Source organism: Dolomitihabitans soli (assembly GCF_022213955.1).
GTDB classification, from domain to species: domain Bacteria; phylum Actinomycetota; class Actinomycetes; order Streptosporangiales; family Streptosporangiaceae; genus Streptosporangium_A; species Streptosporangium_A soli.
This window is the reverse complement of sequence record NZ_JAKNTW010000025.1, coordinates 81,108-105,322: the sequence shown is the minus strand read 5'-3', so window position 1 is coordinate 105,322 and position 24,215 is coordinate 81,108. Positions and strand designations below refer to the sequence as shown.

Here is a 24,215-nt window from a genome sequence, read left to right as displayed (position 1 = left end):
GCGTCAGAAATACCCCCTTTTAGGGCTTTTGTATAGCAAAGTCGGTTTCTGTGAGACAGGGGGCGGTAAGCGACACATGAACCCGAACCAAGGGAGACGTGTCATGATCACCCAGCAGCAGATCCCGACCGTGATCCACCAGCACGTGTACGACAAGTCCGGCCAGCGGGTGGGCGAGGTCCGCCACGTGTACGTCGACGACGCCACCGGCCAGCCGGAATGGCTGGGCGTGAAGACAGGCATGTTCGGCACCAGGGAGACCTTCGTACCGGTACGCGACGCCGACGTGATCGCGGACCACGTGGAGGTCGGCTACGACAAGGAACGCATCAAGCACGCGCCCAACGTGGACGTCGACGCCGGCGGCCACCTCTCGGTCGAGGAGGAGCGCGACCTCTACCGCTACTACGACATCGACTGGGCGCAAAGCTGGCAGCGGGCCAACCAACCCGGCGAGGGCGGCTGGGCGCGCGAGGGCGGCCAGCAGGAGCAGCAGCGGCTCAGGGAGGACGAGCGGTTCCAGGGTGAGGGACTCGAGGAGGAACGCCCTCAGGCGGAACGTGCGGGCGAGAGCGACACGATGATCCGCTACGAGGAGCAGCTCCACGTCACCACGGAGAGCCACGAGACCGGCCGGGCGCGCCTGCACAAGTACATCGTGACCGAGGAGCAGCAGATCACTGTGCCGCTCACCCGTGAGGAGGTCCGCATCGAGCGCGAGCCGATCACCGAGGCCAACCTCGACCCGGCGATGCGCGGCCAGGACCTCACCGAGTCGGAGCACGAGGTCACGCTGCACGAGGAGCGCCCGTCGGTGACCAAGAGGACCGTCCCCGTCGAGCGGGTCCGCATGACCAAGGAGCGGGTGACCGAGGAACGGACCATCTCCGAGCAACTGCGCAAGGAACACATCGACGTCGAAGGCGACACGGACGAGCCCGGCCGCCCCTTCTGACGTCCGCGCCCCACACACAGGCTCGACGGGCCGCGTGCGGCCCACACCGCGGGCTTCGGGGCCCCGCGGCGGCCTGCGGCGCGGCCCCGCCGGCTCCGTCAGCGCGCGCGGCGGGGCCGGCCGTGACCGGCTCGCCCGCGGCGGCCGACGAATCAGGCCGAGATCGGGCCGATGGGTCAGGCCGGTGGATCAGGCCGATGGATCAGGCCGACGGGTCAGGTCGGTGGCCACGCCTCGGCGAGCATGGACCTGGTGTCCTGCAGGAGCTGAGGGAGGACCTTGGTGTGCCCGACCACCGGCATGAAGTTCGTGTCGCCGCCCCAGCGGGGCACCACGTGCTGGTGAAGGTGCGCGGCGATGCCCGCGCCCGCCACGCCGCCGAGGTTCATCCCCACGTTGAATCCCTGGGCGCCGCTCGCCTTGCGCAACGCGCGAAGCGACCGCTTGGTGAAGTCGGCGAGTTCGGCGGTCTCCCCCTGGTCCAGATCGGCGTAGTCGGAGACATGCCGATAAGGACAGATCATGAGGTGCCCGGAGTTGTACGGGTAGAGGTTCAGTACCGCGTAGACCGACGCGCCACGGGCGATGACGAGTCCCTCCTCGTCGCCCATCCGCGGGATCTCGCAGAACGGGCACCCGTCCTCGGGTCCGGCGCCCGTCGGCTTGTTCTCTCCCTTGATGTAGGCCATTCGGTGCGGGGTCCACAACCGCTGGAAGTTGTCGGGATTCCCCGCACCGGCCTGCTCGATCGGGTCGCTGTCGTGCATGCAAAGCAGCATAGGACGTGGGCGTCCGGAGAAAGGAGCCGCCCTAAGCCGGCGGATCAGACCTGGGCGCGGCGGGTGACCGCGTCGAGGATCTCCGAGACGGCCTCGTCGACGGGGACGCCGTTCTTCTGCTCGCCGTTGCGATAGCGGAAGGAGACCGCGCCCGCCGCGACGTCGTCGTCACCGGCGAGGAGCATGAAGGGGACCTTGGCCTTCTGCGCGTTGCGGATCTTCTTCTGCATCCGCTCGTCGCCCTCGTCGACCTCGACCCGGATGCCCTGGGCGGCCAGCTTCTCGGCGACCACCTTGAGGTAGGGGACGTGGGCGTCGGCGATGGGGATGCCGGCCACCTGGACGGGGGCGAGCCACGGAGGCATGGCGCCGGCGTAGTGCTCCAGCAGGATCGCGAAGAACCGCTCCACCGAGCCGAACAGCGCCCGGTGGATCATGTAGGGGCGCTTCCTGGTGCCGTCGGCGGCCTGGTACTCCATGTCGAAGCGCTGCGGGAACTGGAAGTCGACCTGGAGGGTCGAGAGCTGCCAGCGGCGGCCGATGGCGTCACGGATGTGGACATCGATCTTGGGCGCGTAGAAGGCGCCCTCGCCCTCGGCCACGATGTACGGCACGCCCGTCTTGTCCAGGGCGTGCCGGAGCGCGGCGGTCGCCTCGTCCCACTCGGCCGGGTCTCCGACGAACTTCTCCGGCCGGGTGGCCAGCTCGGCCTCGAACTCGGTCAGCCCGTAGTCGCGCAGCAGGTCGATCACGAACTGCAGCAGCGAGGTCAGCTCGTCGGCGAGCTGCTCGGGGGTGACGAAGATGTGCGCGTCGTCCTGGGTGAAGCCGCGAGCCCTGGTCAGGCCGTGCAGCACGCCCGACTTCTCGAAGCGGTAGACGGTGCCCAGCTCGAACATCCGCAGCGGCAGCTCACGGTAGGACCGGCCGCGCGCCTTGAAGACGGTGATGTGGAAGGGGCAGTTCATCGGCTTGAGATAGTAGGTCGCGCCCTCCATCTCCATCGGCGGGTACATGCCGTCCGCGTACCAGTCGAGGTGACCGGAGGTGATGAAGAGGTTCGACTTGGTCAGGTGCGGGGTGACCACGAACTCGTAGCCGGCCTGCTCGTGCCGTACGCGGGAGTATTCCTCCATCACGCGCCGCACCCTGCCGCCCTTGGGGTGCCAGATGGCCAGCCCGCCGCCGATGTCGGAGGGGAAGCTGAACAGGTCGAGCTCCGCGCCGAGCTTGCGGTGGTCGCGCTTCTCGGCCTCCTCCAGCATCTTCAGGTAGGCGTCCTGGGCGTCGCGGCTCTCCCAGGCGGTGCCGTAGATCCGCTGGAGCTGCGGGTTCTTCTCGCTGCCGCGCCAGTAGGCGCCGCCGGTGCGCATCAGCTTGAAGGCCGGGATCTCTCTGGTCGTGGGCAGGTGCGGCCCGCGGCACAGGTCCTTCCAGCACAGGTCGCCGGTCTTGGGGTCGAGGTTGTCGTAGATGGTCAGCTCGCCACCGCCGACCTCCACGTTCGCCCCGTCGTCGTCGGACGCGCCGCCCTTGAGCCCGATCAGCTCCAGCTTGTACGGCTCCGCCGCGAGCTCTTCCCGCGCGTCCTCGTCGGAGACGACGCGGCGGGAGAAGACCTGGCCCTGCTTGACGATCTCGCGCATCCGTTTCTCGACGCGCTTGAGGTCCTCGGGGGCGAACGGGTTCGCCACGTCGAAGTCGTAGTAGAAGCCGTTCTCGACCGGCGGGCCGATGCCGAGCCGGGTGCCGGGGAAGATCTCCTGCACGGCCTGGGCCATGACGTGGGCGGCGGAGTGGCGCACGATGGCGCGGCCGGTCTCACTGTCGATGGCGACGGGCTCGATGACGTCGCCATCGACGACCTGGGCGGCGAGGTCCTTGAGCTCACCCCCGGCCCGGGCGGCGATCACCGTTTTCCCGTCGGCTCCGAGCGCTTCGCCGTACGTCGTCCCCCCTGCCACCACACGCTCGGCTCCGGCGAGGGTGATGCGCAGTTCGGCGAGGGCAGACACGGCTGACTCCTAGATCGTTCTGGGACGATTGGCGTTAGGAATCCTATCGGTTGTCCAGACCCAACGAAGTCAGCTGCCGCCTGCTCCCGGCGAACACGTTGCGATCGACGGGGCTGTGGGCGTGCTGGTGGATGTGCCAGGTGCGCCAGGGCGGGGGGACCGCGGGCTCCCCCTCCGGCTTGCTCGGGCAGGAGATCCACAGCGGGTATCCCTCCAGCCCGGAGCAGTTGCCCGCCCTGGCGAAGGACAGGAAGGTGTAGACGAGCGGGCGCACCCCGCTGATCCGCTCCGCCACGTGGCACCAGCGGCGGGCGAAGCGGGCCACCCTGGCGGGCGGCAGCCCGTCGGCGCTCTCCAGATCGAGGGCGATCAGGTCGCCCCTGCGCAGCCCTCCGGCCGAGGAGATCACGCCGAGGAAATGCCTGGCCTGGTCGGCGGGGTCGCCCTTGGGCCGGGCGAAGTGGTAGGCCCCGCAGACCAGCCAGTTCTCCCGCATGCCCGCCCAGTTGCGGGCGAACCACTTGTCGGTGAAGGTGCCGCCCTCGCTCGCCTTGGCGAAGGCGAAGTCGACGCCGTCCCGCGCGTGCGCCGCCCAGTCGACCCTGCCCTGCCAGTTGGACACGTCTATGCCGCTCAGGATGCGTTTCACCTCGCGGGAGTTTAATGTCCCCGCTGTCCGCCGCTCCGCCGACGCGCCGCCGTGAGCTCGGAGAACAGCGTCTCCCAGCGAGGCATGACGGCGGTCGGGGCGTAGTTCCGCACGGTTTCGGCGGCGGCCTCGCCCATCCGTTCCCGCAGCGGGCGGTCGGCGATCACGCGGACGAGCGCGGCGCCGAGCGCCTCGATGTCCTCGGCCGGCACGAGGACGCCGTCGGAGCCGTCGGTGATGACGTCCGCCGGGCCGGTCGGGCAGTCGAAGCTCACGATGGGCAGCGCGTGCGACATGGCCTCGATCATCACCATCGGCAGCCCCTCGAACCTGGAGCTGAGCACGAAGACCGACGCCTTCGTCAGCTCCCGGTCGAAGTGCTCGGTCCGGCCCATCATGAAGACGTTGTTGTAGAGCCGCAGTTCCTCGATCTGTTCGCGCAGCCGGTCCTTCCGCGGGCCGGTTCCGTAGATCCGGAGCTGCCAGTCGGGATGGCGGCGCACCACCTCGGCGAAGGCGGGCAGCAGCAGGTCGAACCCCTTCTGCGCGAACAGCCGCCCGGCGGCGATCACGATCTTGTTGCTCTGGTCGGAGTGCGGCTGGTCGAGGGTGTGCACCGCGTTGGGGATGCGCTCGACGCGGGTGCCCGCCAGCGCCCGGGAGTATTCGACGCGGTCGCCCTCGGTGAGCACCACGACCGCGTCGAACTTCGGGTAGTGGCGCAGCACGGCCTGCCGTACGTCGGGGCGGTGGGTGGCGAGGTTCATGTGCTCCTGCGCGACCCGGACCTCGGCGCCGCCGCCGAAGCGGGCGGCCAGCAGGTTGAGGCCGGGCCTGGTGGTGACCAGCACCCCGTCGCGCAGACCGGCCAGGTAGCCGGTGACCGCGCGCTCGACCTCGGGGGTGAAGTAGCGGATGGCGAACTCGCCGCTGGGTACGGCACGGCCGCGCAGCCGGCGTGCCACCCTGGCCTGCAGCGTCGGTACGACGATGCCCGCCCGCTGGTCGACGAGGGCGGTGACGCGGACGCGTTCGTCGACGGAGAACTGCGGGCGGTCCCTGCGCCGGACCACGCTCACCAGCTCGACGTCGTGCCCGGCGACGGCCATCGCGTTCGCCTGGTTGACGACGGTGCGGATCGTGCCGCCCATGCCGTACGCGTGCAGGAGGAGATAGCGGATCTTCATGCGGCGTGCCAGTAGTCGATGGAGAGGTTCTCGTTCACGGTGTAGCGGGGCCGTACGTGCGTGAAGCCGTCGTCGATGGGCACGAGCTGCGCGGGGAAGACCATGATGGTGCTCTTGTCGCGGATGTCGTCGAGGCGCCTGCCGACGCGCAGCCGTACCTCGCCGGTGGCCAGGTGCACGTCCCACACGCCCTTGTCGGGGGCCTGGGGCGCGACCAGGTCGGCGATGGGCACCGTCGCCTCGAACGCCTGTCCCGACAGGACGGCCGGGTAGGCCAGCTCGGGGCCGCGCGGTTCGCGCAGCGAGAGGACCATCTGCCAGCCCTCCGCCGCCGCGTCCAGCCCGTGCACGAACCCCAGCACCCGGACGCGTCCCTCCTCCGGCCAGATCTCCTCGACCTCGGCGTGCGCGTTCACGGCAGGTACCCCCATGACTTGCAGATGTCCTTGAGCGCGTCGGGCACCTCATCGGCCGACGGCAGCGCGCGGCCGGGCTGCACGGCTCCTGAGCGGATCTTGTCCTTCCAGTCGCCGAGCCCCTTGCGGTACTCGTCGCGGCCGCCGTAGTCGAGCATCCCCGCCTCCCACGGCACACCGAGGAAATCGCAGATCCTCCGTGTCTCCGTCTCGGGGTCGGCGGTGAGGTCCTCGTAGCGGACGGTCAGCCCGGTGAGGGCCTTCCTGGCCCGCTGGACCGCCTTCATGTAACGCAGCGCGTCGGTCACCGCGGACGCCATGTCGCGCCGGTCGGGGCTGGCCTCCTGCCAGGACTGGGCGATGGAGACCGGGTGGCGCAGCAGGAAGACGTAGCGCGCCTGTGGCCAGCAGGCCGCGATGCGCTTGTACGCGAAGGCGTTGGCCGGGGTCTTGTCCACGATGATCTCTTTGCCGGACAGCACCAGCTCCCGGTGCAGGACCCGGTCCCACAACAGGTGCTCCAGGTCGGCCTGGTTGTGCCCGAGCGCCTCCATCGCCTTCTCCGCCAGGGAGGTGCCGAACCCCACGGTGAGCCGACGGACGTGGAGTTCGTGCGGTGCGTGAATCCGCGAATGGGCGCTGAGGATGACCCGCAGCAACGTCGAACCCGACCGTACGGGCGACAGCAGGAACACCGGATCCACCAAGCGGTCGACGGCGGGCCGCGCGGGCGGGCGCACCAGCTCGTCGGGCGCGGTGGCCGGCCGGTCGATCTCCTCGACCTGCTTGATCTGGATCCGGGTACGGCTGAAGCGGAATCCGGTCAGTTCACCGACGGTTTCGTTGACCTTGCGCTTCCAGTTCATGGCGAGGGAGGGTAACAAGAGTTCCTGAATATTTCCTGGGGGACCCATTCTCCCCACGCCGAATGCGTGGTATGGCCGAGTCTCAGCTGATATAGCCCCATGATCGGGCGATGTCCGTCAGCGCCTCCGGCACCTCGTCGGCGCCGGGCAGCGGACGGCCCGGCTGGACGGTGCCGGTGCGGATCTTGTCCCGCCAGTCGCCGATGCCCTTCACGAACTCCCCGTGCCCGTGCTCGCCGTACTGGATCATGCCGGATTCCCAGGCGACTCCCAGGAAGTCGCAGACCCGCCTGGTCTGCGCGGCCGGGTCGGCGGTGAGGTCCTCGTAGCTCAGCGTGAGGCCGTCGAGCCGGCTCCTGGCGTCCTGCAGGTACTTCATGTACTGGAAGGTGTGCCGGATCGCCTCCTCCATCGGCCGGGCGGCCGGGTCGGCCTCGTGCCAGGAACGGGCGATCGAGAGCGGGTGGCGGATCAGGAAGACGAACCGGGCGTCCGGCCAGCAGGTGGCCAGCCGCTTGAACGCGAAGACGTTGCTGGGCGTCTTCTCGACCAGGATCCGCTTGCCGCTCCTGACCAGCTCGCGGTGCAGGAGGCGGTCCCACAGCAGGTGCTCGACGTCGCTGTGGGTGTGACCGAGCGCGTCCATGGCCTGCTGGACCGGCTCGGTGGGCAGGTTGACCGTGACCCGCCGGACGTGCACCTCGTGCGGGGCGTGGATCTGGGAGTGGCTGTTGAGCATGACGCGCAGCAGGGTCGAGCCGGACCGCACCGGCGACAACACGAAGACCGGGTCCGCCAGCAGCCGGTCCGCGGCCGGGTCGGACGGCGGGCGCACCTCGTCGCCGGGCGCGCGCGGGGGCAGCAGGCCGGACCGCGGCACGCGGACGACGGGAGGCGGGACGCTCTCCGCCCGCACTCGCGTGAGGTTGTACCCGGTGATGCCTTCCAGAGTGGCGTTGACCCTGCGCTTCCATCTCATGTGACCGCAGGGTAGGAAGCGCCGGTTACCGCAGGGTGAACACAGCCTGGAAGTTGTCGCCCCCGAGGCACGGCGGACTGTGATCGGGACTCGGGCCGCGGGTACGCGCGGCCCGGAGGTCACCGTCCGCGGACCCCGTGCGGCACCCAGGGAAGCGCGACGCCGTCCTGGTCGACGGCCTCGGCGTGGATGTGGTGCCGTGGGACGCCGAGCGCCTGGATGCGCATGGCCGTGGCCTGCACCATGCCGGGCGAGCCGCACACGAAGACCTCGCTCTCCGGGTTGACGCCGTGCCGCAGCACGGTGTCGGCGACGCTCTCCCTCGGCGGGTGCGCGGGATCGTCGGAGACCGCCAGCACGAACCTCATCCGGCCGTGCCTCTCCCGCAGCCGCAGCAGGTCGGGCAGGTCGTACGCCTGGTTGCGGAGCCGTACGCCGTGGAAGAGGTCGACCGAGGGGCGTTCGTGGATCCACGCGCTCTCCTCGATGATCGCCTTGAGCGGCGCCAGCCCGGTCCCGCCCGCGACGAACACCAGGTGGGAGGCGTTGGAGCGGTTGAGCACCATGGTGCCCCTGGGCGGGCCGAGCAGCACGGTGTCGCCGACGGCGGTGTGCTGGGCGAGGGCGGTGCTGACCCAGCCGCCGGGCACCACGCGCACGTGGAACGAGAGCAGGTTGTCGGCGCGGGGCGGGTTGGCGATCGAGTAGGGCCGCCACACCTTCGGCCAGTGCCCGCTCTGCACGGTGGCGTACTGGCCGGCCTGGAAGGGGTACGGCGCGTCGGGCTGCACGATGATCACCGCGAGATCGAGCGAGCGCCGCTCGTGGCCCACCACGGTCCCCGTCCAGTACGGCGGAGCCAAGCCGGCGTCCTGCTCGGTCGCTTCGATCATCACCTTGGCGATGAGGTCGTAGGCGTCGATCCACGCGGTGTCGCAGGCGGCGGTCCACTGGCCCCCCGCGTTGGCCCGCATCGCGGCCACCAGGCACCGGCCGACCGCCGGGTAGTGCTCCGGCAGCACGCCGTACTTGCGGTGGTCGCGGGCCAGCTGGGCGAGGTAGACGGTGACGCTCTCGCTGTCCTCGAGGTTCAGCACGACCCGGGTCAGGGCGTGCAGCAGCCGGTCGCGCTGGGCGTCCATGGCCGGCGGGAACATGGCGCGGATCTGCGGATACCTGGAGAACAGCATGCCGTAGAAGTCGGCGGCGACCTTGGTCGATCGCGGCTCGATGAGGGACCAGCTGCGGCGGATCAGCCCGATGTCGAGGGTCATGGCGTGAGCGTCTGCCGCCCCTCGTCACTCGCGTGTTCCCTGGACCGCATCTCCTCGACGCCGAAGTGGTCGCCGGTGGCCGGCCTGGCGCCGTCCCTGCGGTCCTTCCTGACCATCCGGGGGATGTGCTTGGAGCAGTGGATGTACGCCTCCTCGACCTCGACCAGCACCCAGCGCTCGACGCGGCGGCCGGGCGCGGTGCGGTCGTCGTCGGTCAGTCCGTGCCTGCGGGAGGCGTCCAGGGCGGTGGTGATGCTGGCCTTGCCGTTCACGTGCAGCCCGGCCAGGTCGTCGAAGAAGTCCACGAACAACAGGCTGACGTGGGGATTCTCCAGGATGTTGCCCATGCTCGCGAGCACCCCGTTACCGCGGAACTCGGGGTAGGCGAGCATCGTTTCGCTCAGCACCCGGACGAAGCCCTTGGGGCCGGCCCTGAACGAGGTGTCGCAGTTACCCGACGCGTCGGCGGTGCCGACGAAGGCCATCTCCTGTCGCGCGATGAAGTCCTTCATCAGGGGGGTCAGCTGTTCGGCGACCTGCCGCTGGTAGAACCCCTGCGCCCGCTCACGCGTATCGAACAGCGACTGGAGCACATGCTCCCCATGCGATCCCGGCAGGCTGTCCGAATCCGTCTGGTGACCCATAAGTGATGCATCCTAAACCATGGCGACATCTATCCGGACAAGTCTTGACGAAATGCTGTCTGATCTGCATAAACGTCATTGAGATGAATCACGCTCATATTTCAGACAGCTAGTGGATCATCGACATCGCATCCATAACGGCCCACAATCAGGACTTATCATGACATGACACGGTAAAGATCATCCTGCCGGAAAGTCACACTCTGTGATCAACCGGGCGTGTCACACCGTGCGGTGGATGAGGTAACGCGCGAACGCCTGCAACTCCCCCGCCGCCTCGGCGTCCACCAGGACCTTCCCGGCGATGTCCATGGCCCGTTCCACATGCTCCCCGGCCCGGCGCTCGGCGAACTCCCGCCCGCCCGCCTCCTCGATCAGGGAGGCCGCCCGCCACAGCGACTCCTCGGCCGCCTCCCCGCCCAGCGGCCACCGGTCGTCCCCGGCCGCCAGCAACTCGGCCAGCCGCCGGCCCGCGGCCGAGTCGCCCGCGAGCGCGGCGACCACCGGGAGCGTCTTCTTGCCCTGCCGCAGGTCGCTGAAGGTCGGCTTGCCCGTCACCGCCGGATCCCCCCAGACGCCGAGCAGGTCGTCGACGATCTGCAGGGCCAGCCCGAGCTGACGGCCCATCTCGGACAGCCGGTCGACCACCGCGGACGGCGCGCCGCCGACGGTGCCGCCGAGCGCGGCGGCGCAGGCCAGCAGCGAGCCCGTCTTGCCGCCCGCCATCCGGGCGTACTCCTCGACGGTGACGGCGCGTCCTCCGGTCCAGTCGCGTCCTTCGAAGATCACGTCGTCGGTCTGGCCGTACACGAGTTCCAGCAGCGCCGCGGAGAGGTGGCGCACGGCCTGCTGACCGTGCGGGGCGGCGGCGAGGCCGCGCATCGCCAGCGCGAGCAGGCCGTCGCCGGCGAGCAGGGCCGGTCCCACGCCGTAGGTCTTCCAGACGGTGTCGCGATGCCGGCGCCGCTCGTCGCCGTCGATGATGTCGTCGTGGATCAGCGAGAAGGCGTGGACCAGTTCGACGGCCACCGCGGCCGGGATCGCCGACTCGGCCCTGGCCCCGACTCCCTCCGCGCAGAGCACGACCAGGGCCGGGCGCAGGCCCTTGCCTCCCGCGCCCTCCCTCGACTCGCCGTCGGCGTCGGACCAGCCGAAGGCGTAACCCGCGATCCGCGCCTGCCAGGGGTGCAGGCTGTGCACGGCGTCTCGCAGAGCGGGACCGACCAGCGCGCGGCATCGGGCGAGGGAGTTCGGAACAATCGCGGAGGCGTCAAGCGACACGGGATTCCTCACCTGCGGAGACCTTGGCAACGGGTACTGAGATTCCCCGCGGCACCTACCGACAAAACCGGTCAAGCCATCTAATAACACCCCGAGGGATCTTGTTCAAACGGTATGGACCATGTGATACTCCACCAGACAACGCGTGAACACCTTGAGTCAGAGCGTAACCCCCCACTCTTTCTCCTCCCCGTCTGGGTGTGTTCGCGCTGCCCACGAGTCGGAATCACCAAAGGTGAGGGATAAGTTCCGCGATGTCGCGCCGTACCAAGGGCGAGCCGTTCACGGTAGCCAGGACCCTGCCCTTCCGCCGTATCGTGCCCCCTCTGGTCCGGGACCCGGTCAAGGCGCTGGGCGAGATCGCGGCGGAGGCGGACGGCGAGATCGTCCGCCTCAACCTGGGCACCTTCCGGCCCTACCTGGTCACCCACCCTGACCACGTGCAGCAGGTGCTGCGCGGCAACGCGGCGAACTACGTGCGCGGCGGCGCGTTCTGGAAGCCGCTGCGCCGCCTGTTCGGGTCGAGCATCATGTCCGACGGCGACCTCTGGCACTCCAGCCGGAACGCCCTGCAGCCGTTGTTCACCGCCAAGCACATCGACTCGCTGGCCGAGATCATCGCGGATACGGTCGCCGACGCGATCGACGACCTGAGCCGCCGGACCGGAGACGGCGCCACGGTCGACGCCAGCGCCGAGCTGAGCCTGATCGTGAGCAGAACCGTCGCCAAGATCTTCTTCGGCGACCGGATCAGCACCGAGGAGAGCGAGCGGCTCATCCCCGCTCTCAACATGATCGCCACCTCGATCGTCTCCAGGATCATGCTGCCCCTGGTCCCCGGCAGGGTGCCCCTCCCCGGTGACCGCGCCTTCAACGAGGCCGTGGCGGCGTTCGACGACGTGATGATCCCGCTGGTCGCCCGGCATCCCCCCGGCCCCGGCTCGCACGACGTCTACTCGGCGCTGCGCCGGGCGCGTGACGCCGACCCGAGCCTGCCCGACAGCTGGGTCCGGGACAACCTGGTCGCCATCTTCGCGACCGGCAGCGAGACGGCGATCATGCAGCTGACCTGGCTGTGGCCGATGCTGGACAGCCATCCGGGAGTGGCCGCCAGGCTCCGCGAGGAGATCGACCAGGTGGTCGGGGACGACCGGATCCGGCCCTCGCACCTGCCCGGCCTCGTCTACACCAAGATGGTCCTGCAGGAGCTCCTGCGGCTGTACCCGGTGGGCTGGATGTTCTCCAGGATGGCCGTCGAGCGCGACACGCTGGGCGGGGTCACCATCGAGCCCGGCGCCGAGGTGATGATCAGCCCTTACCTCACCCACCGGCTCGAATCGGTCTGGGACCGCCCCCTCGTCTTCGACCCCGAACGGTTCGCCCCCGGGGCCACGGGGCGGCACCGCTACGCCTACTTCCCCTTCGGCGGCGGGCCGCACACGTGCATGGGCATGCACCTGTTCACCATGGAGGCACAGCTCGTCATCGCCGGGATGCTGAGCCGTTTCGAACCGTCCCTGGCCACGTCCATGTCGGTCACCCCGCGCGCCGCGGTGACATTACGCCCCCGTGCGAACGTGATGATGACCCTGCGGCCGGCGGGCCGGGCCGGATGACGGTCCAGCACATCGACGCCGGGCCGCTGACCGCGGGCCAGAGCGGCGCGGTCAGCGCCGTCGCCGGCCGGCTCCAGCGCGACATGCGCGAATGGTCCCAGGCGTATCCGTCCCTGTTCGACGCCAAGCCCTTCGACCCGGCCCTGTTCGGCACCCTGTCGCTGGCCTCGGCCTTCAGCGGCCCCTGGCTGTCCGCGGCCGAACTCCGCATGGCCAACCGGGCCTGCCTGTGGTGCTTCGGCCTGGACTGGCTGGTCGACTACGTCGCCACCTCACCCGCCGAGGTCCACGAGATCGTACGGCGGTGCCTCGCGGTCGCCGGCGGCCGGTCGGACCCGGACGACGACCTCACGCGGTTCCTGGCCGACCTGCTGCAGGAGACGGCGAGTTCCCCCGCCTTCCCCGCGCTCGGCACGGTCTGGCACGAGGAACTGGAGCGGATGCTGGCGGCGATGGCCAGGGAGGCGGAGTGGCAGGCCGCCGGCACCAGGCCCTCCTTCGAGGAGTACCTCGCCAATTCCGACAACCTCGGCTTCTCCTTCGTCTTCACCACCCACTGGATCGCCACCAGCCCCCCGCCGGACACAGGCGTCGAGGCCGTACGGCAGGCGAGCCGCGCCGTACAGCGGGTGATCCGCCTGCTCAACGACTTGGGCACCTACAGCAGGGACGTGAGCTGGGGAGATCTCAACGCCCTGATGCTCGGAGTCACCCGCGAGGAGGTGGCCGGGGAGGTGACCCGGCTGGCGGAGCTGAGCAGGGAGCTGATCCGGCCGCTCCGGGCGGAGCATCCCGCCCCCGCGGCCTATCTGGAGAGGCAGATGGACTTCTGCGCCGGTTTCTACCGGATCGCCGACTATTGGGGCGAGCTTTGACCATCCACGACCTGGTGGGCGTCGATGTGGCCGCACGGGCCCGCGACCTGGTCACCGAGCTGACGACCGAGCCCTGGGGCAGGGTCTCCCCCTCGGTCTACGAGACCGGGCGCATCGTGACCCTCGCCCCGTGGCTGACCGGGCACACCGAGCGGATCGACTACCTGCTGGCCGCCCAGCGGCCGGACGGCGGCTGGGGCGGGCCCGAGGGTTACGCCCTGGTGCCGACGCTCAGCGCGACCGAGGCCCTGCTCGGCGCCGCGCTCCGCGGCGACGCCGGCTTGGCCGCCGCCGCCGGCCGGGGGCTGTCCGCCCTGTTCGGCTGGCTGCACGGCTCTCCCCCGTTCACGCTGCCCGACATGCCGGCGATCGAGCTGATCGTGGCCTCGCTGACCGCCCGGCTCAACCGGCACCTCGACGAACTGGCCGGTTCGCCGGTGCCGGGGCTGGACCGGTGGCGGGGCAGTGCCCGCCTGGTACCGCCGCCCGGCATGGACGGAACGGCGCTGGACGCGCTGCGGTCGTGGCTGGCGTCGGGCGCCGATGTACCGGTCAAGCTGCTGCACGCGCTGGAGGTGGCGGGCGACGTGGCGGCCGGGCTGAGCGGCGCCGCGCTCACCCCGATCGGCTCGGTCGGCGCCTCGCCGGCCGCCACCGCGGCCTGGCTCGCGGGCACGGGGGAACTCGACCCCGGCCATCCGGCCAGGCGGCATCTGGAGTCGGTGGTGCGCAGGCACGGCGGCCCCGTGCCGTGCGGCATCCCGGTGACCGTCTTCGAACGGGGCTGGGTGCTGAGCACGCTGGCCCGCGCGGGAATCCCGGTCGACGTGCCCGAGGACGTGCTGTGGAGTCTGAGCGCCGCGAGCGACTCCGGCGGCACGCCCGCCGGGCCGGGGCTGCCCGCGGACGCCGACACCACCTCCGTCGCGCTCTACGCGCTGGGCCTGCTCGGCCTGCCGTACGAGCCGGGGAGCCTGTGGTCCTACGAGACGGACGCGCACTTCTGCACCTGGCAGGGCGAGCAGGGTGTCTCGCTCACGGTCAACGCGCACGTGCTCGACGCGTTCGGGCAGTACACCGCGCTCACCCCTGGCGCCTCGCCGCGGTACGCCGCCGCCGTACGGAAGGTGTCGGCGTGGCTGCGGGATCAGCAGCAGCCGGACGGGAGCTGGACCGACAGGTGGCACGCCTCGCCCTATTACGCGACCGCCTGCTGCGTGCTGGCCCTGGACGACTTCGGCGGCCCGGCGGCCCGGCCGGCCGTACGGCGGGCCGTGGACTGGGTGCTCGGCTCGCAGCGCGCGGACGGCTCCTGGGGACGCTGGTCGGGGACCGCGGAGGAGACGGCCTACGCGATGCAGATCCTGCTGATGTCCACCCCGTCTCCGGGTGTCGCACCACAGGTGGGAGCCGCCGCGGAGCGCGGTTACGCCTTCCTGGCCGAGCACCTCGACATGCAGCATGATCCACCTCTGTGGCACGATAAGGATCTCTACTCGCCCGGAGCCATCGTCCGGGCCGCGGTCCTGGCGGCGGTCCATGCTTTCCAGCGCAACTCGTTGTCAGAAACGCAGTAAAGTTCATATTTCTGACATATCAGACACATCTTGACCACTGCTGTAATGCTTCGACTTGAGTCGGATTAGCGGTATTGCTAGGGTTCCTGGGTCTGGCTTCGGCGCCGGTCATGTCGTATCTGCACCCCGGCCTGTTGGCGATCCATTGCGAACGCGCTGAGGTTTCCCTGGCTTTGCAGAATGGGTATATATGCGTTTCCGCAAATCCCGCATGGGCACCAAGATCATCGCACTCCTGGTGTCGCTTGCCGCGCTCTGGGCCTTCGCCGCCTGGGTGACCCTGCGGGAGGGGATGAACCTGCTCTGGGTGTCACGGCTCGACGCCGGAGTCGCGGCGCCCAGCGTGCGACTGCTGGAGGACCTGCAGCTGGAACGGCGGCTGTCACTGATCAAACTCGGCGACCCCGCCCGCGCCCAGCGCGAGGCACTGGCCGAACAGCGCCGGCGGACCGACGCGTCGCTGCGGAACTTCGAGGAGCTGACCGGCGGGACCGACGTCCAGTGGGCGGCGAGCCAAGCCCTGCTCGGGCGCATCGACGAGGCGGACCAGCGGCTGACGCTGGTGCGGGGCACTCGTAAGGCCGTTGACGCGGGGTCGATCGACCAGCGCAAGGCCGCCACGACCTACAACGACGCCGCCGACTTCATCTTCTACATCTACCAGTCGCTCGCGACGCTCGACGACGACAGCTTCGCCAAGGACACCCGCGCCCTCATCAACCTCTACCGGGCCAGGGAGATGCTCGCCCGGGAGGACGCCCACCTCGCGGGCGCGCTCGCCGCGGGGCAGTTCGGCAGCACGGAGTACACACAGTTCGTCCAGCTCGTCGGCGCGCAGCGGCATCTGAGCGCGGAGGCGCTGGGTGACCTGCGCGACGCCGACCCCGCCGCCCACGGGCAGGTCGTCAAGAGCGGCGTGCTCAACCGGGTCCGGTCGATGGAGGAGCTGGTGATCGGGACCGGCTCCAACGGCGCCTCGCCGCCCGTCAGCGGCGAGCAGTGGCAAGCGGTCACCAAGCCCGCGTTGACGGAGTTGCAGCAGGCCGTCGACGTCGCGGGCGACCGGCTGGTCGATCGGGCCACGCCCATCGCCGCCGGCGTCATCCTCCGCCTCGCCCTGGCCGGCGGTCTCGGCCTGCTCGCCGTCGTCGCGTCCATCGTGCTGTCCATCACCACCGCGCGCGCCCTGGTGCGGCAGCTCGACAAACTGCGCGTCGCGGCCAGCGAACTCGCCCGCGAGCGGCTGCCCGACGTGGTGAACAGGCTCGGGCACGGCGAGAAGGTGGACATCGCGGCCGAGGCTCCGCCGCTCGCCTTCGGCGACGACCAGATCGGCCAGGTCGGCCGGGCCTTCAACGAGGTGCAGGAGACCGCGATCCGGGTCGCGGTCGAGCAGGCGGAGCTGCGGCGCAGCATCCGCGAGGTGCTGCTCAGCCTCGCCAGGCGCACGCAGTCCCTGGTCCACCGCCAGCTCGCGCTGCTGGACACGATGGAGCGCAGGGAATCGGACCCGAAGGACCTGAAGGACCTCTTCCGCGTCGACCACCTCGCCACCCGCATGCGGCGCAACGCGGAGAACCTGATCGTCCTGTCCGGCGCCTCGCCCGCCCGGTCCTGGCGCCGCCCGGTGCCGATGATCGACGTGGTCCGTGGCGCGCTCGCCGAGGTCGAGGACTACACCCGGGTCACCGTGCCGCCGATGGGCGACGTGTCGCTGGCGGGCCGCGCCGTCGGCGACGTCATCCACCTGCTGGCCGAGCTGATCGAGAACGCCGTCTCCTACTCGCCGCCGTACACCACCGCCGAGGTCGTCGGCCAGGTGGTCGGCAGCGGCTACGTCATCGAGATCGAGGACCGCGGTCTGGGCATGAGCCCGGAAGACCTGGACGCCGCCAACGAGCGCATCACCAACCCGCCCGAGTTCGACCTGAGGGACACCTCCAGGCTGGGCCTGTTCGTGGTCAGCCGCCTGGCCGACAGGCACGGCATCCGGGTGTCACTCAAGGGCTCCCCGTACGGCGGGACCACAGCCGTCATCCTGCTGCCCAACGACATCGTGATCGGGGAGGGCGACGAGGAGCGCGGCCCGGAGACGGATCCCGGCACGTTGCTGCCGGTTCCGGCCGAGGGCGCGCTCTGGAACGGCGACGACGCGAAGATCGCCCGCAGGACCGCCGCATTGGGGGAATGGACCAGCATGTCGGAGCAGTCGGTCAAGCCCGTGTTGGCGGCGATCCCCGATCCCGTCCAACCGGCGCGGGAACAGGAACCGCCGCCCGACGACTCCGCCTTCACCCCCTCCGGCCTGCCCTTCCGGGTGCCGCAGGCCAGCCTCGCCCCAGCCCTGCGGACCGACGGCCCCCCGCCCGCCGAGGAGCCCACCGAGGACGAGCGCTCTCCCGAGGAAATCCGCCGGATCATGGGCGCCTACCAGGCGGGGACGGCCCGCGGCAGGGAGGAGGCGCTCGGCCGCCACGCGAGCGACGACCGCGATCCCCGCTGAACGAGCGACGACCGCGATCCCCGCTGAACGCCCCATACGAGCCAGCAGAAAGAGGACGCCCGAGTGGCCCAGAAGACAGCTTCCCCCGCCGACCTGGCCTGGTTGGTCGACGACCTGGTCAGCCGGACCAGAGAGGCGGAGCACGCGATCGTCCTGTCCACCGACGGCCTGCTCATGGCCTCCTCCGACGGGCTCGCCCAGGCTGACGCCGAGCACCTGTCCGCGGTGGCAGCCGGGATCCAGAGCCTGGCCAAGGGGGTCGGCGAGCGGTTCGAGGGCGGGGCCGTACGCCAGACGATCATCGAGATGCGTAGCGCCTACCTGCTGGTGACGGTGGCGGGCAAGGGCACCTGCCTGGCCGTGCTGTGCAGCCAGGACGCCGACGTGGGCGTCGTGGCCTACGAGATGGCCATGCTCGTCACCCGTGTCGGCCAGTACCTCACCTCACCCGCCAGGACCGCGGACGCAAGGAACGACGCCGCACGATGAATCCCTACGAGGAGCCGATAGAGGAGAAGTGGCACGACGAGCAGGCAGGCCCGATCGTGCGCCCGTACGTGATGACGCGCGGCCGTACCGAGCCGGTCCGCGGCGACTTCAACCTCATCTCGCTGGCGGTGTCCGTCCGCTCCGCGGGGGCGATGGAGGTCGGGCTCAATCCCGAGCACCTCGCCATCGTGCGGCTCTGCCAGGACCCGCTGTCGGTGGCCGAGGTCGCCGCCCACCTGGACCTGCCGGCCGGCACGGTGCGGGTACTGCTCGGCGACCTGCTCGACAAGGGGTTCATCGACGTTCAGGATCCCCAGCCGGAAGTGGACATGCACGATCTGAGAATGTATGAGGCGGTGCTGAATGGACTCCGCGCGCTCTGATCGCGTGAAGGCGCCCAAGAAGCTGCCGACCGCGATCAAGTTGCTGGTCGCGGGTGGGTTCGGGGTCGGCAAGACCACACTGGTGGGTGCGGTGTCGGAGATCCGGCCGCTGCGCACGGAGGAGGTCCTGACCGACCTCAGCGTGGGCGTCGACGACGTGGCCGGGGTCGAGGCCAAGAACACCACCACCGTCGCCATGGACTTCGGCCGGATCAGCGTGGGCGAGGAGTACGTCCTGTACCTGTTCGGGACGCCGGGCCAGGAGCGCTTCTGGTTCATGTGGGACGAACTGGCCGCCGGCGCGCTGGGCGCGGTGATCCTCGCCGATACGCGGCGGCTCGCCGACTGCTTCCCCGCCGTCGACTACTTCGAGCGCAGGAAGACGCCGTTCGTCGTCGCGGTGAACTGCTTCGACGGCGCGCGCACCTACGACCTCGACGAGGTCCGGCTGGCCCTGGGCCTCAACCCGGCCATCCCGATCGTGCTCTGCGACGCCAGGCGGCGGGAGTCCGGCAAGGAGGTTCTGATCACCCTCGTGCAGCACTCCATGGAGCGGAACAGCAAGCGCCCCACACCCGCCTGACCAGCGCGGCGGCCACAGCGGCGATCGTCATGAACCTGTTCGTGCGACCATCGCGACGCCGTGTCCGCCGCCGGACGCCTGCGGGCGGGCGTTCTCCATCGGGTTCCGCTCGACCGTGCCGCGCGGCGTCCGCCTGGGCGCCGCCGCGCTTCGCAGGACGGAGCGCGACATGTCCGCCGGGATCGTCACCGGGGATGACCGGCTCGGCTAGGGTGTCGTCGTGCGAGCTCTCGCCGCGCTCGCGGCAGTCCTGACGGTGGCCGCCGGTCTCTCGGTGCGCGCGTTCACGGACGGCGCGTTCGCCAAATACGCGGGAGACGCGCTCTACACGGTCCTGGTGTTCGCCCTGATCCTGACGGTCCTCCCGCGTCTGCGGCTCGCCGTCGCCGCCCTCGCGGCGCTCGCGGTGAGCTGGGCCGTGGAGTTCGCGCAACTCACCGGTGTGCCGGCCGAGCTGGCCGCGATCACGCCTTTGGCCCGTCTGGTGTTCGGCACGTCGTTCAACCCGCCGGACCTGTTCTGGTACGCCGTCGGCGCGGGGGCCGCCTGGGCGGTCGCCGTGACGGTGACCCGGCGTACGCGCCTCGCCTGATCCTCCGGGGGCCGCATCGGTGCGGCCCGGTGAGCCCGCAGGTTGCGCGAATCCCTTGCGGCGGCCCGGCTAATCGTGGTTAATTCTTAAGAAGGTTTCCTTTTTATTACCTGCGGTTCACCCTCCCCATCCCCCCAGAACTCCCGGAGGAGCTCAGGTGCGCGCACGACTCAAGACCGCCCTCGCCATCACCGTCCCCGCCGCCAGCCTGCTCGCCCTGTTACCCGCCACCGCGGCGAACGCGCACGGCTCCCTGTCGAACCCGCCGAGCCGGGTCTACGTCTGCAAGCAGGAGGGCCCGGAGACGCCCAAGTCCGACGCCTGCAAGGCCGCCATCGCGGCCGGCGGCACCCAGGCCTTCTACGACTGGCACGAGGTCTCCCTGCTCACCGCGGGCGGCAGGCACAGAGAGATCATCCCCGACGGAAAGCTGTGCAGCGCCGGGAGGGAGAAGTATCGTGGGCTGGACCTGGTCAGAACCGACTGGCCCGCGACGCGCGTCTCCCCCGGCCCGCTGACGGTCACCTACCACGCGACCGCACCGCACGCGAACAGCAACTTCGAGTTCTACATCACCCGCGAGGGCTGGAACCCGGCCATGCCGCTGCGCTGGGCGGACCTGGTCCCCGTCAGGACGTTCAACAACCAGAACCCGACGACCTTCACCAACTGGACGATCAACATCCCGCAGCGCACGGGACGCCACCTGATCTACTCGATCTGGCAGCGTGTCGTGGGCAGCGAGGAGGCGTTCTACACCTGCTCGGACGTCGACTTCGGCGGCGGCACCAACCCGACCCCCACGCCGACCCCGACGCCCACCCCCACCCCTACTCCGACCCCCACCCCGACGCCCACCGTCACCCAGCCGGGCGGCACCTGGGCGGCCGGCACCGCCTACACCCCGGGCGCCCGCGTCACCTACGGCGGCGCGACCTACGAGTGCAGGCAGGCGCACACCGCGCTGGCCGGCTGGGAGCCGCCGAACGTCCCGGCTCTCTGGCAGCGCGTCTGACCACCTCCCCGGCGGGCGAGCCCGTCCCGCCCGCCGGGAACCACCCGCCATGGGAGGACGCCCGATGAGGCTTCTGGTCACCGTCCTGGCCATCCTGCTGATCACGGGATGCGGCGGCGGGGAACGCGAGACGCCCGCGGCGGCGGACACCGTCTCCGCCGCCGACGTGATGTTCCTGCAGATGATGATCGAGCACCACAAGCAGAGCATCGAGATCGTACGGCTGGCGAGCAAGAAGGCGACCACCGAGGAGGTCAGGACCCTGGCGGGCGCCATCGCGGTCACCGAGGCCACCGAGGTCCACACCATGATGGAGCGCCTGCACTCCTGGGACCAGCCGCTGAGCGCGAGCGCCGACGCGCACGCCGGTCACGGCGGCATGCCCCAGACGTCGGCGAAGGAGATGACCGCCCTCCGGAAGGCGGATCGCGCGGACTTCGACCGCGACTTCCTCAACCTGCTGATCGCGCACCTCGACGACTCGGTGCAGATGGCCGACGAGGAGGTCGCCAAGGGCGCGAACCCGCCCACGGTCGAGCTGGCCCGCCGGATCAGCCGAGCCCAGACCGCCCAGATCGACCACATGCTCGGCCTCCTCGCCGGGCTGGACGCTCCCACGCCGAGCGCCTAGCGGCGTTCGGCAGGTCCTGGCGGCTCCGGTCCCGGCGGGCGGCGCCCAACTCCGGCGCTCAACGGCGGCGCTCAACGGCGGGTCAGCGCTCGAAGCGGATCCGTTCCGGTGAGACGCGCGACGGTTCGGGAAGCACCAGCGGGCCCCGTCCCGGCGTGATCGAACCGAGGATCCGCGCGCCCGCCGCACCGGTGCAGGACGGGACGGTCGCCGCCAGCCCGTGCGCGGTCAGCCAGCCGAACAGCGAGAACGCGATCGCCTCCTTGGCGTCCGAGGGCACCCCCAGTTCGTCGCTCGGCACCAGCCGGACCCCGCCCGCCGCCTCGGCCAGCATCCCCATCAGCACCGGGTTGCGCACCCCGCCGCCCGACACCACCACCGTGCCGAGCCGATGACGCCGGATCTCCGCCGCCACGGTCCGCGCGGTCAGCGCCGTGAGCGTGGCGAGCAGGTCGGCCACCCCCAGCCCGTACGGCGCGGCGACCCGTGCCAGGTAGCCGGCGTGGAACAACTCCTTGCCGGTGCTCTTGGGCGGCGGCAGCCGATAGTACGGCTCGGCGAGCAGTTCGCCCAGCAGCCCCTCGTGCACCTCCCCCGCCGCGGCCAGCCGCCCGTCCTCGTCGAAGGACGCACCGGTGGCGGCCAGCACCGCCGCGTCCATCAGCGCCGACGCCGGTCCCGTGTCGTAGGCGATGCCCTCGTCCCGCACGGTCAGGTTCGCGATCCCGCCCAGGTTCAGCGCCCCGGCGCGGCCGGGCAGCCCGGCCAGGAGCAGCAGGTCGAGGTAGGAGACCAGTGGCGCGCCGTGCCCGCCCGCGCTCACGTCGCGGGCCCGGACGTCGGAGACCACGGGCACGCCGGTCCGTTCGGCGATCCAGGCGGGCTGGCCGAGCTGCATCGTGCCGAGCACGTGTCCTTCCTCCACCCAGTGATACATCGTCTGCCCGTGGGAGCAGATGAGGTCGACGGGCCCGCACTCCTGGGCGGCGACGGCGAACGCCTGCCCGATCAGGGTGTCCAGCGCGCACACCTCGGCCATGCCGGGCCGGTTCGGCGGCAACGCCTCGACGATCCGGGCCCTGAGGTCGCGGTCGTAGGGCCGTTCCCCGATCCGCTCGACGACTCCGGTGATCTCGGTGCCGTCCGCCGACCACTCGACGACCGCGCTGTCGATTCCGTCGTGGGACGTTCCCGAGATCAGTCCTAGCACCCGCACGGAGACTCCTTGTAGAGAGTTTTCATGGCTATAGAGTTCTTCGGAGATTATCTACACGCAAAGGCACCCTCATGCACCACAGTCCCGATCTGAGCCGGCTGGCGCTCACCGTGCTCCAGCCAGGCTTCGACGGCACCGCGCCACCCGCCTGGCTGCTCCGCACGCTCGGCGACGGCCTCGGCGGGGCCGTGCTCTTCGCCCGCAACATCGAGGATCCGGCGCAGACCGCCGGCCTCGTCGCCAAGCTGCGACAGGAGAACCCGGGCGTGGTGGTCGCGGTCGACGAGGAGGGCGGCGCGGTCACCCGGCTGGAGGCCAGGACCGGTAGTTCCTGGCCGGGGAACCGCGCGCTGGGCGTGGGCGACGACGTGAAACGCACCGAGCGGGTCGCCGGCGAGATCGGCGCCATGCTCGCCGCCGCCGGCATCACCCTGAACTACGCCCCGGTGGCCGACGTGAACGCCGACCCGGCCAACCCGGTGATCGGGATCCGCTCCTTCGGACCCGATCCCGATCTCGTCGCCCGCCACACCGCGGCCTGGATCGCCGGGCTCCAGGCCACCGGGGTGGCCGCCTGCGCCAAGCACTTCCCCGGCCACGGCGACACCGTCACCGACTCGCACCTGGCGCTGCCCACCGTGCACGCGTCCGCCGACTTGTTCCGCGAGCGCGACCTGCCTCCGTTCCGCGCCGCCATCGAGGCCGGGGTCCGCGCGGTGATGTGCGGTCACCTCCTGGTCCCCGCCTTCGACCCGGCCAACCCCGCCACCCTGAGCAGGCGCATCCTGACCGGTCTGCTGCGCGACGAACTGGGCTTCGGCGGCTTGCTCGTCACCGACGCGATCGAGATGCGCGCCGTCGCCGCCCTCGGCTCACCCGCCGAGATCGCGGTCCGCGCGCTCGCGGCGGGCGCGGACGCCATCTGCGTCGGCACCTCCTCCCCCGGCGGGGAGAGCGTCCTCGCGCTCCGCGACGGCGTCGTCGAGGCCGTCCACGCCGGCCGCCTCCCCGAGGCCCGCCTCGCCGAAGCCGCCGCCCGCGTCCTCGCCCTCTCCTCGGCTCCGGCCGGCGTACCCGGCCACGTGCCCGACGAGGAGCTCGGCATGGAGGCGGCCCGTGCGGCGCTGCGGGTGACGATCGCGCCGGGCGGCGAGCCGTACGCGGTGTTGTCGGGTGCCCCGCTGGTCGTCGACATCGCCCCGCGGATGAGCGCGGCGGTCGACCTCGCCGCCCGGACCGGTCTCATCGGCGCGCTCACCGAACTGTGGCCCGATACCGAGGGTCACACGGTCACCGCCGCCGGCCACGCCCTCCCCGACCTCACACCCGACGGCCGCCCCGTCGTGCTGGTCGTCCATGACGCCGCCCGTCACCCGTGGGTGCTCGACCTCCTGGCCGACGCCGTACGGCGACGCCCCGACGCGGTCGTCGTCGAGACCGGTGTTCCCGGCGCTCCCGCCGGGGCCGTCCATCTCGCCACGCACGGCGTCTCCCGCGCCTCGGCCAGGGCCGTCGCCCGCCTGCTCGCCACAGGCACCTGACACCGGAGGCGCGCCGAACCCGGACTTGCCCGCTCTCCGATCACCTGAACCGGGCGCGCGCCGGGCTCGGGCCGGCAAGGCCGGGCACGCGGGTGCCGGGGCCACCCGGCCGTACGGTGGGCGCGCCACCGAGGTTTCCGCTCAGAAAC

General features: G+C 70.7%; 23 protein-coding genes. 12 read left to right on the top strand and 11 right to left on the bottom strand.

What is annotated here, in order from left to right; all coding sequences use genetic code 11:
* Positions 1-103 precede the first annotated feature (103 nt).
* On the top strand, positions 104-955 hold the full coding sequence (locus tag MBA17_RS36625) for a DUF2382 domain-containing protein (protein WP_238502107.1): 852 nt from the start codon (positions 104-106) through the stop codon (positions 953-955).
* A gap of 215 nt (positions 956-1,170) precedes the next feature.
* Here the strand turns inward: MBA17_RS36625 and MBA17_RS36620 are convergent, their stop codons facing one another.
* The 10 genes from MBA17_RS36620 to MBA17_RS36575 form a co-directional block, all read right to left on the bottom strand.
* Positions 1,171-1,722: an HIT family protein gene (locus tag MBA17_RS36620; RefSeq protein WP_238502106.1), complete on the bottom strand. Its 552-nt coding sequence runs from the start codon at positions 1,720-1,722 to the stop codon at positions 1,171-1,173.
* 56 nt (positions 1,723-1,778) lie between these two features.
* Positions 1,779-3,749 carry a threonine--tRNA ligase gene (thrS, locus tag MBA17_RS36615; RefSeq protein WP_238502105.1) on the bottom strand — a complete coding sequence of 657 codons (1,971 nt, stop codon included), beginning with the start codon at positions 3,747-3,749 and terminating at the stop codon, positions 1,779-1,781.
* Between the two features lie 43 nt (positions 3,750-3,792).
* Positions 3,793-4,398: a glycoside hydrolase family 25 protein gene (locus MBA17_RS36610; protein ID WP_238502104.1), complete on the bottom strand. Its 606-nt coding sequence runs from the start codon at positions 4,396-4,398 to the stop codon at positions 3,793-3,795.
* Positions 4,399-4,409: 11 nt separating this feature from the next.
* Positions 4,410-5,585, bottom strand: coding sequence for a glycosyltransferase family 4 protein (locus MBA17_RS36605; protein WP_238502103.1), 1,176 nt, complete (start codon positions 5,583-5,585; stop codon positions 4,410-4,412).
* Positions 5,582-6,016 carry an MBL fold metallo-hydrolase gene (locus tag MBA17_RS36600; protein ID WP_238502102.1) on the bottom strand — a complete coding sequence of 145 codons (435 nt, stop codon included), beginning with the start codon at positions 6,014-6,016 and terminating at the stop codon, positions 5,582-5,584. The genes MBA17_RS36605 and MBA17_RS36600 overlap by 4 nt, the downstream gene beginning before the upstream one ends.
* The gene (locus MBA17_RS36595; protein ID WP_238502100.1) at positions 5,998-6,867 is read right to left on the bottom strand and encodes a sulfotransferase family protein; all 870 of its coding nucleotides are present in this window, start codon (positions 6,865-6,867) and stop codon (positions 5,998-6,000) included. Before MBA17_RS36595 ends, MBA17_RS36600 begins: the two co-directional genes overlap by 19 nt.
* Positions 6,868-6,949: 82 nt before the next feature.
* Positions 6,950-7,846, bottom strand: a complete 897-nt coding sequence (locus MBA17_RS36590; protein WP_238502098.1) for a sulfotransferase family protein — start codon at positions 7,844-7,846, stop codon at positions 6,950-6,952.
* Positions 7,847-7,965: 119 nt separating this feature from the next.
* Positions 7,966-9,120: a globin domain-containing protein gene (locus MBA17_RS36585; protein ID WP_238502097.1), complete on the bottom strand. Its 1,155-nt coding sequence runs from the start codon at positions 9,118-9,120 to the stop codon at positions 7,966-7,968.
* On the bottom strand, positions 9,117-9,764 hold the full coding sequence (locus tag MBA17_RS36580; RefSeq protein ID WP_238502095.1) for a pyridoxamine 5'-phosphate oxidase family protein: 648 nt from the start codon (positions 9,762-9,764) through the stop codon (positions 9,117-9,119). The genes MBA17_RS36585 and MBA17_RS36580 overlap by 4 nt, the downstream gene beginning before the upstream one ends.
* 222 nt (positions 9,765-9,986) lie before the next feature.
* Positions 9,987-11,045 (bottom strand): polyprenyl synthetase family protein, encoded by a 1,059-nt coding sequence (locus MBA17_RS36575; protein WP_238502093.1) that lies wholly within the window; start codon positions 11,043-11,045, stop codon positions 9,987-9,989.
* A gap of 254 nt (positions 11,046-11,299) precedes the next feature.
* Here MBA17_RS36575 and MBA17_RS36570 point away from each other — a divergent pair, with 254 nt between their 5' ends.
* The 10 genes from MBA17_RS36570 (at position 11,300) to MBA17_RS36525 (ending at position 21,309) form a co-directional block, all read left to right on the top strand.
* Positions 11,300-12,661: a cytochrome P450 gene (locus tag MBA17_RS36570; protein ID WP_238502091.1), complete on the top strand. Its 1,362-nt coding sequence runs from the start codon at positions 11,300-11,302 to the stop codon at positions 12,659-12,661.
* Positions 12,658-13,536 carry a terpene synthase family protein gene (locus MBA17_RS36565; protein ID WP_238502088.1) on the top strand — a complete coding sequence of 293 codons (879 nt, stop codon included), beginning with the start codon at positions 12,658-12,660 and terminating at the stop codon, positions 13,534-13,536. The genes MBA17_RS36570 and MBA17_RS36565 overlap by 4 nt, the downstream gene beginning before the upstream one ends.
* Entirely contained in the window at positions 13,533-15,113 is a 1,581-nt protein-coding gene (locus MBA17_RS36560; protein ID WP_238502085.1) for a prenyltransferase/squalene oxidase repeat-containing protein, read from the top strand. Before MBA17_RS36565 ends, MBA17_RS36560 begins: the two co-directional genes overlap by 4 nt.
* A gap of 190 nt (positions 15,114-15,303) precedes the next feature.
* Positions 15,304-17,616 (top strand): sensor histidine kinase, encoded by a 2,313-nt coding sequence (locus tag MBA17_RS36555; protein WP_238502083.1) that lies wholly within the window; start codon positions 15,304-15,306, stop codon positions 17,614-17,616.
* Positions 17,617-17,679: 63 nt separating this feature from the next.
* Positions 17,680-18,105: a roadblock/LC7 domain-containing protein gene (locus MBA17_RS36550; protein WP_238502081.1), complete on the top strand. Its 426-nt coding sequence runs from the start codon at positions 17,680-17,682 to the stop codon at positions 18,103-18,105.
* Positions 18,102-18,488 carry a DUF742 domain-containing protein gene (locus MBA17_RS36545; RefSeq protein WP_238502079.1) on the top strand — a complete coding sequence of 129 codons (387 nt, stop codon included), beginning with the start codon at positions 18,102-18,104 and terminating at the stop codon, positions 18,486-18,488. Before MBA17_RS36550 ends, MBA17_RS36545 begins: the two co-directional genes overlap by 4 nt.
* A complete protein-coding gene (locus tag MBA17_RS36540; RefSeq protein WP_238502076.1) occupies positions 18,469-19,071 on the top strand; it encodes a GTP-binding protein in 603 nt (200 codons plus the stop codon). Before MBA17_RS36545 ends, MBA17_RS36540 begins: the two co-directional genes overlap by 20 nt.
* Positions 19,072-19,291: 220 nt before the next feature.
* A complete protein-coding gene (locus MBA17_RS36535; RefSeq protein WP_238502074.1) occupies positions 19,292-19,663 on the top strand; it encodes a ribosomal maturation YjgA family protein in 372 nt (123 codons plus the stop codon).
* A gap of 157 nt (positions 19,664-19,820) precedes the next feature.
* Positions 19,821-20,678 (top strand): lytic polysaccharide monooxygenase auxiliary activity family 9 protein, encoded by an 858-nt coding sequence (locus MBA17_RS36530; protein ID WP_238502072.1) that lies wholly within the window; start codon positions 19,821-19,823, stop codon positions 20,676-20,678.
* A 64-nt stretch (positions 20,679-20,742) separates the two neighbouring features.
* Complete coding sequence (locus MBA17_RS36525; RefSeq protein ID WP_238502071.1) at positions 20,743-21,309, top strand: DUF305 domain-containing protein; 567 nt, start codon at positions 20,743-20,745, stop codon at positions 21,307-21,309.
* 82 nt (positions 21,310-21,391) lie between these two features.
* Here MBA17_RS36525 and MBA17_RS36520 read toward each other — a convergent pair whose 3' ends face one another.
* On the bottom strand, positions 21,392-22,525 hold the full coding sequence (locus MBA17_RS36520; RefSeq protein WP_238502070.1) for an anhydro-N-acetylmuramic acid kinase: 1,134 nt from the start codon (positions 22,523-22,525) through the stop codon (positions 21,392-21,394).
* Between the two features lie 71 nt (positions 22,526-22,596).
* On the opposite strand from MBA17_RS36520, the gene MBA17_RS36515 reads away from it, so the two are divergent.
* Positions 22,597-24,066 (top strand): glycoside hydrolase family 3 protein, encoded by a 1,470-nt coding sequence (locus MBA17_RS36515; RefSeq protein ID WP_238502069.1) that lies wholly within the window; start codon positions 22,597-22,599, stop codon positions 24,064-24,066.
* The last annotated feature ends 149 nt before the right edge of the window (positions 24,067-24,215 follow it).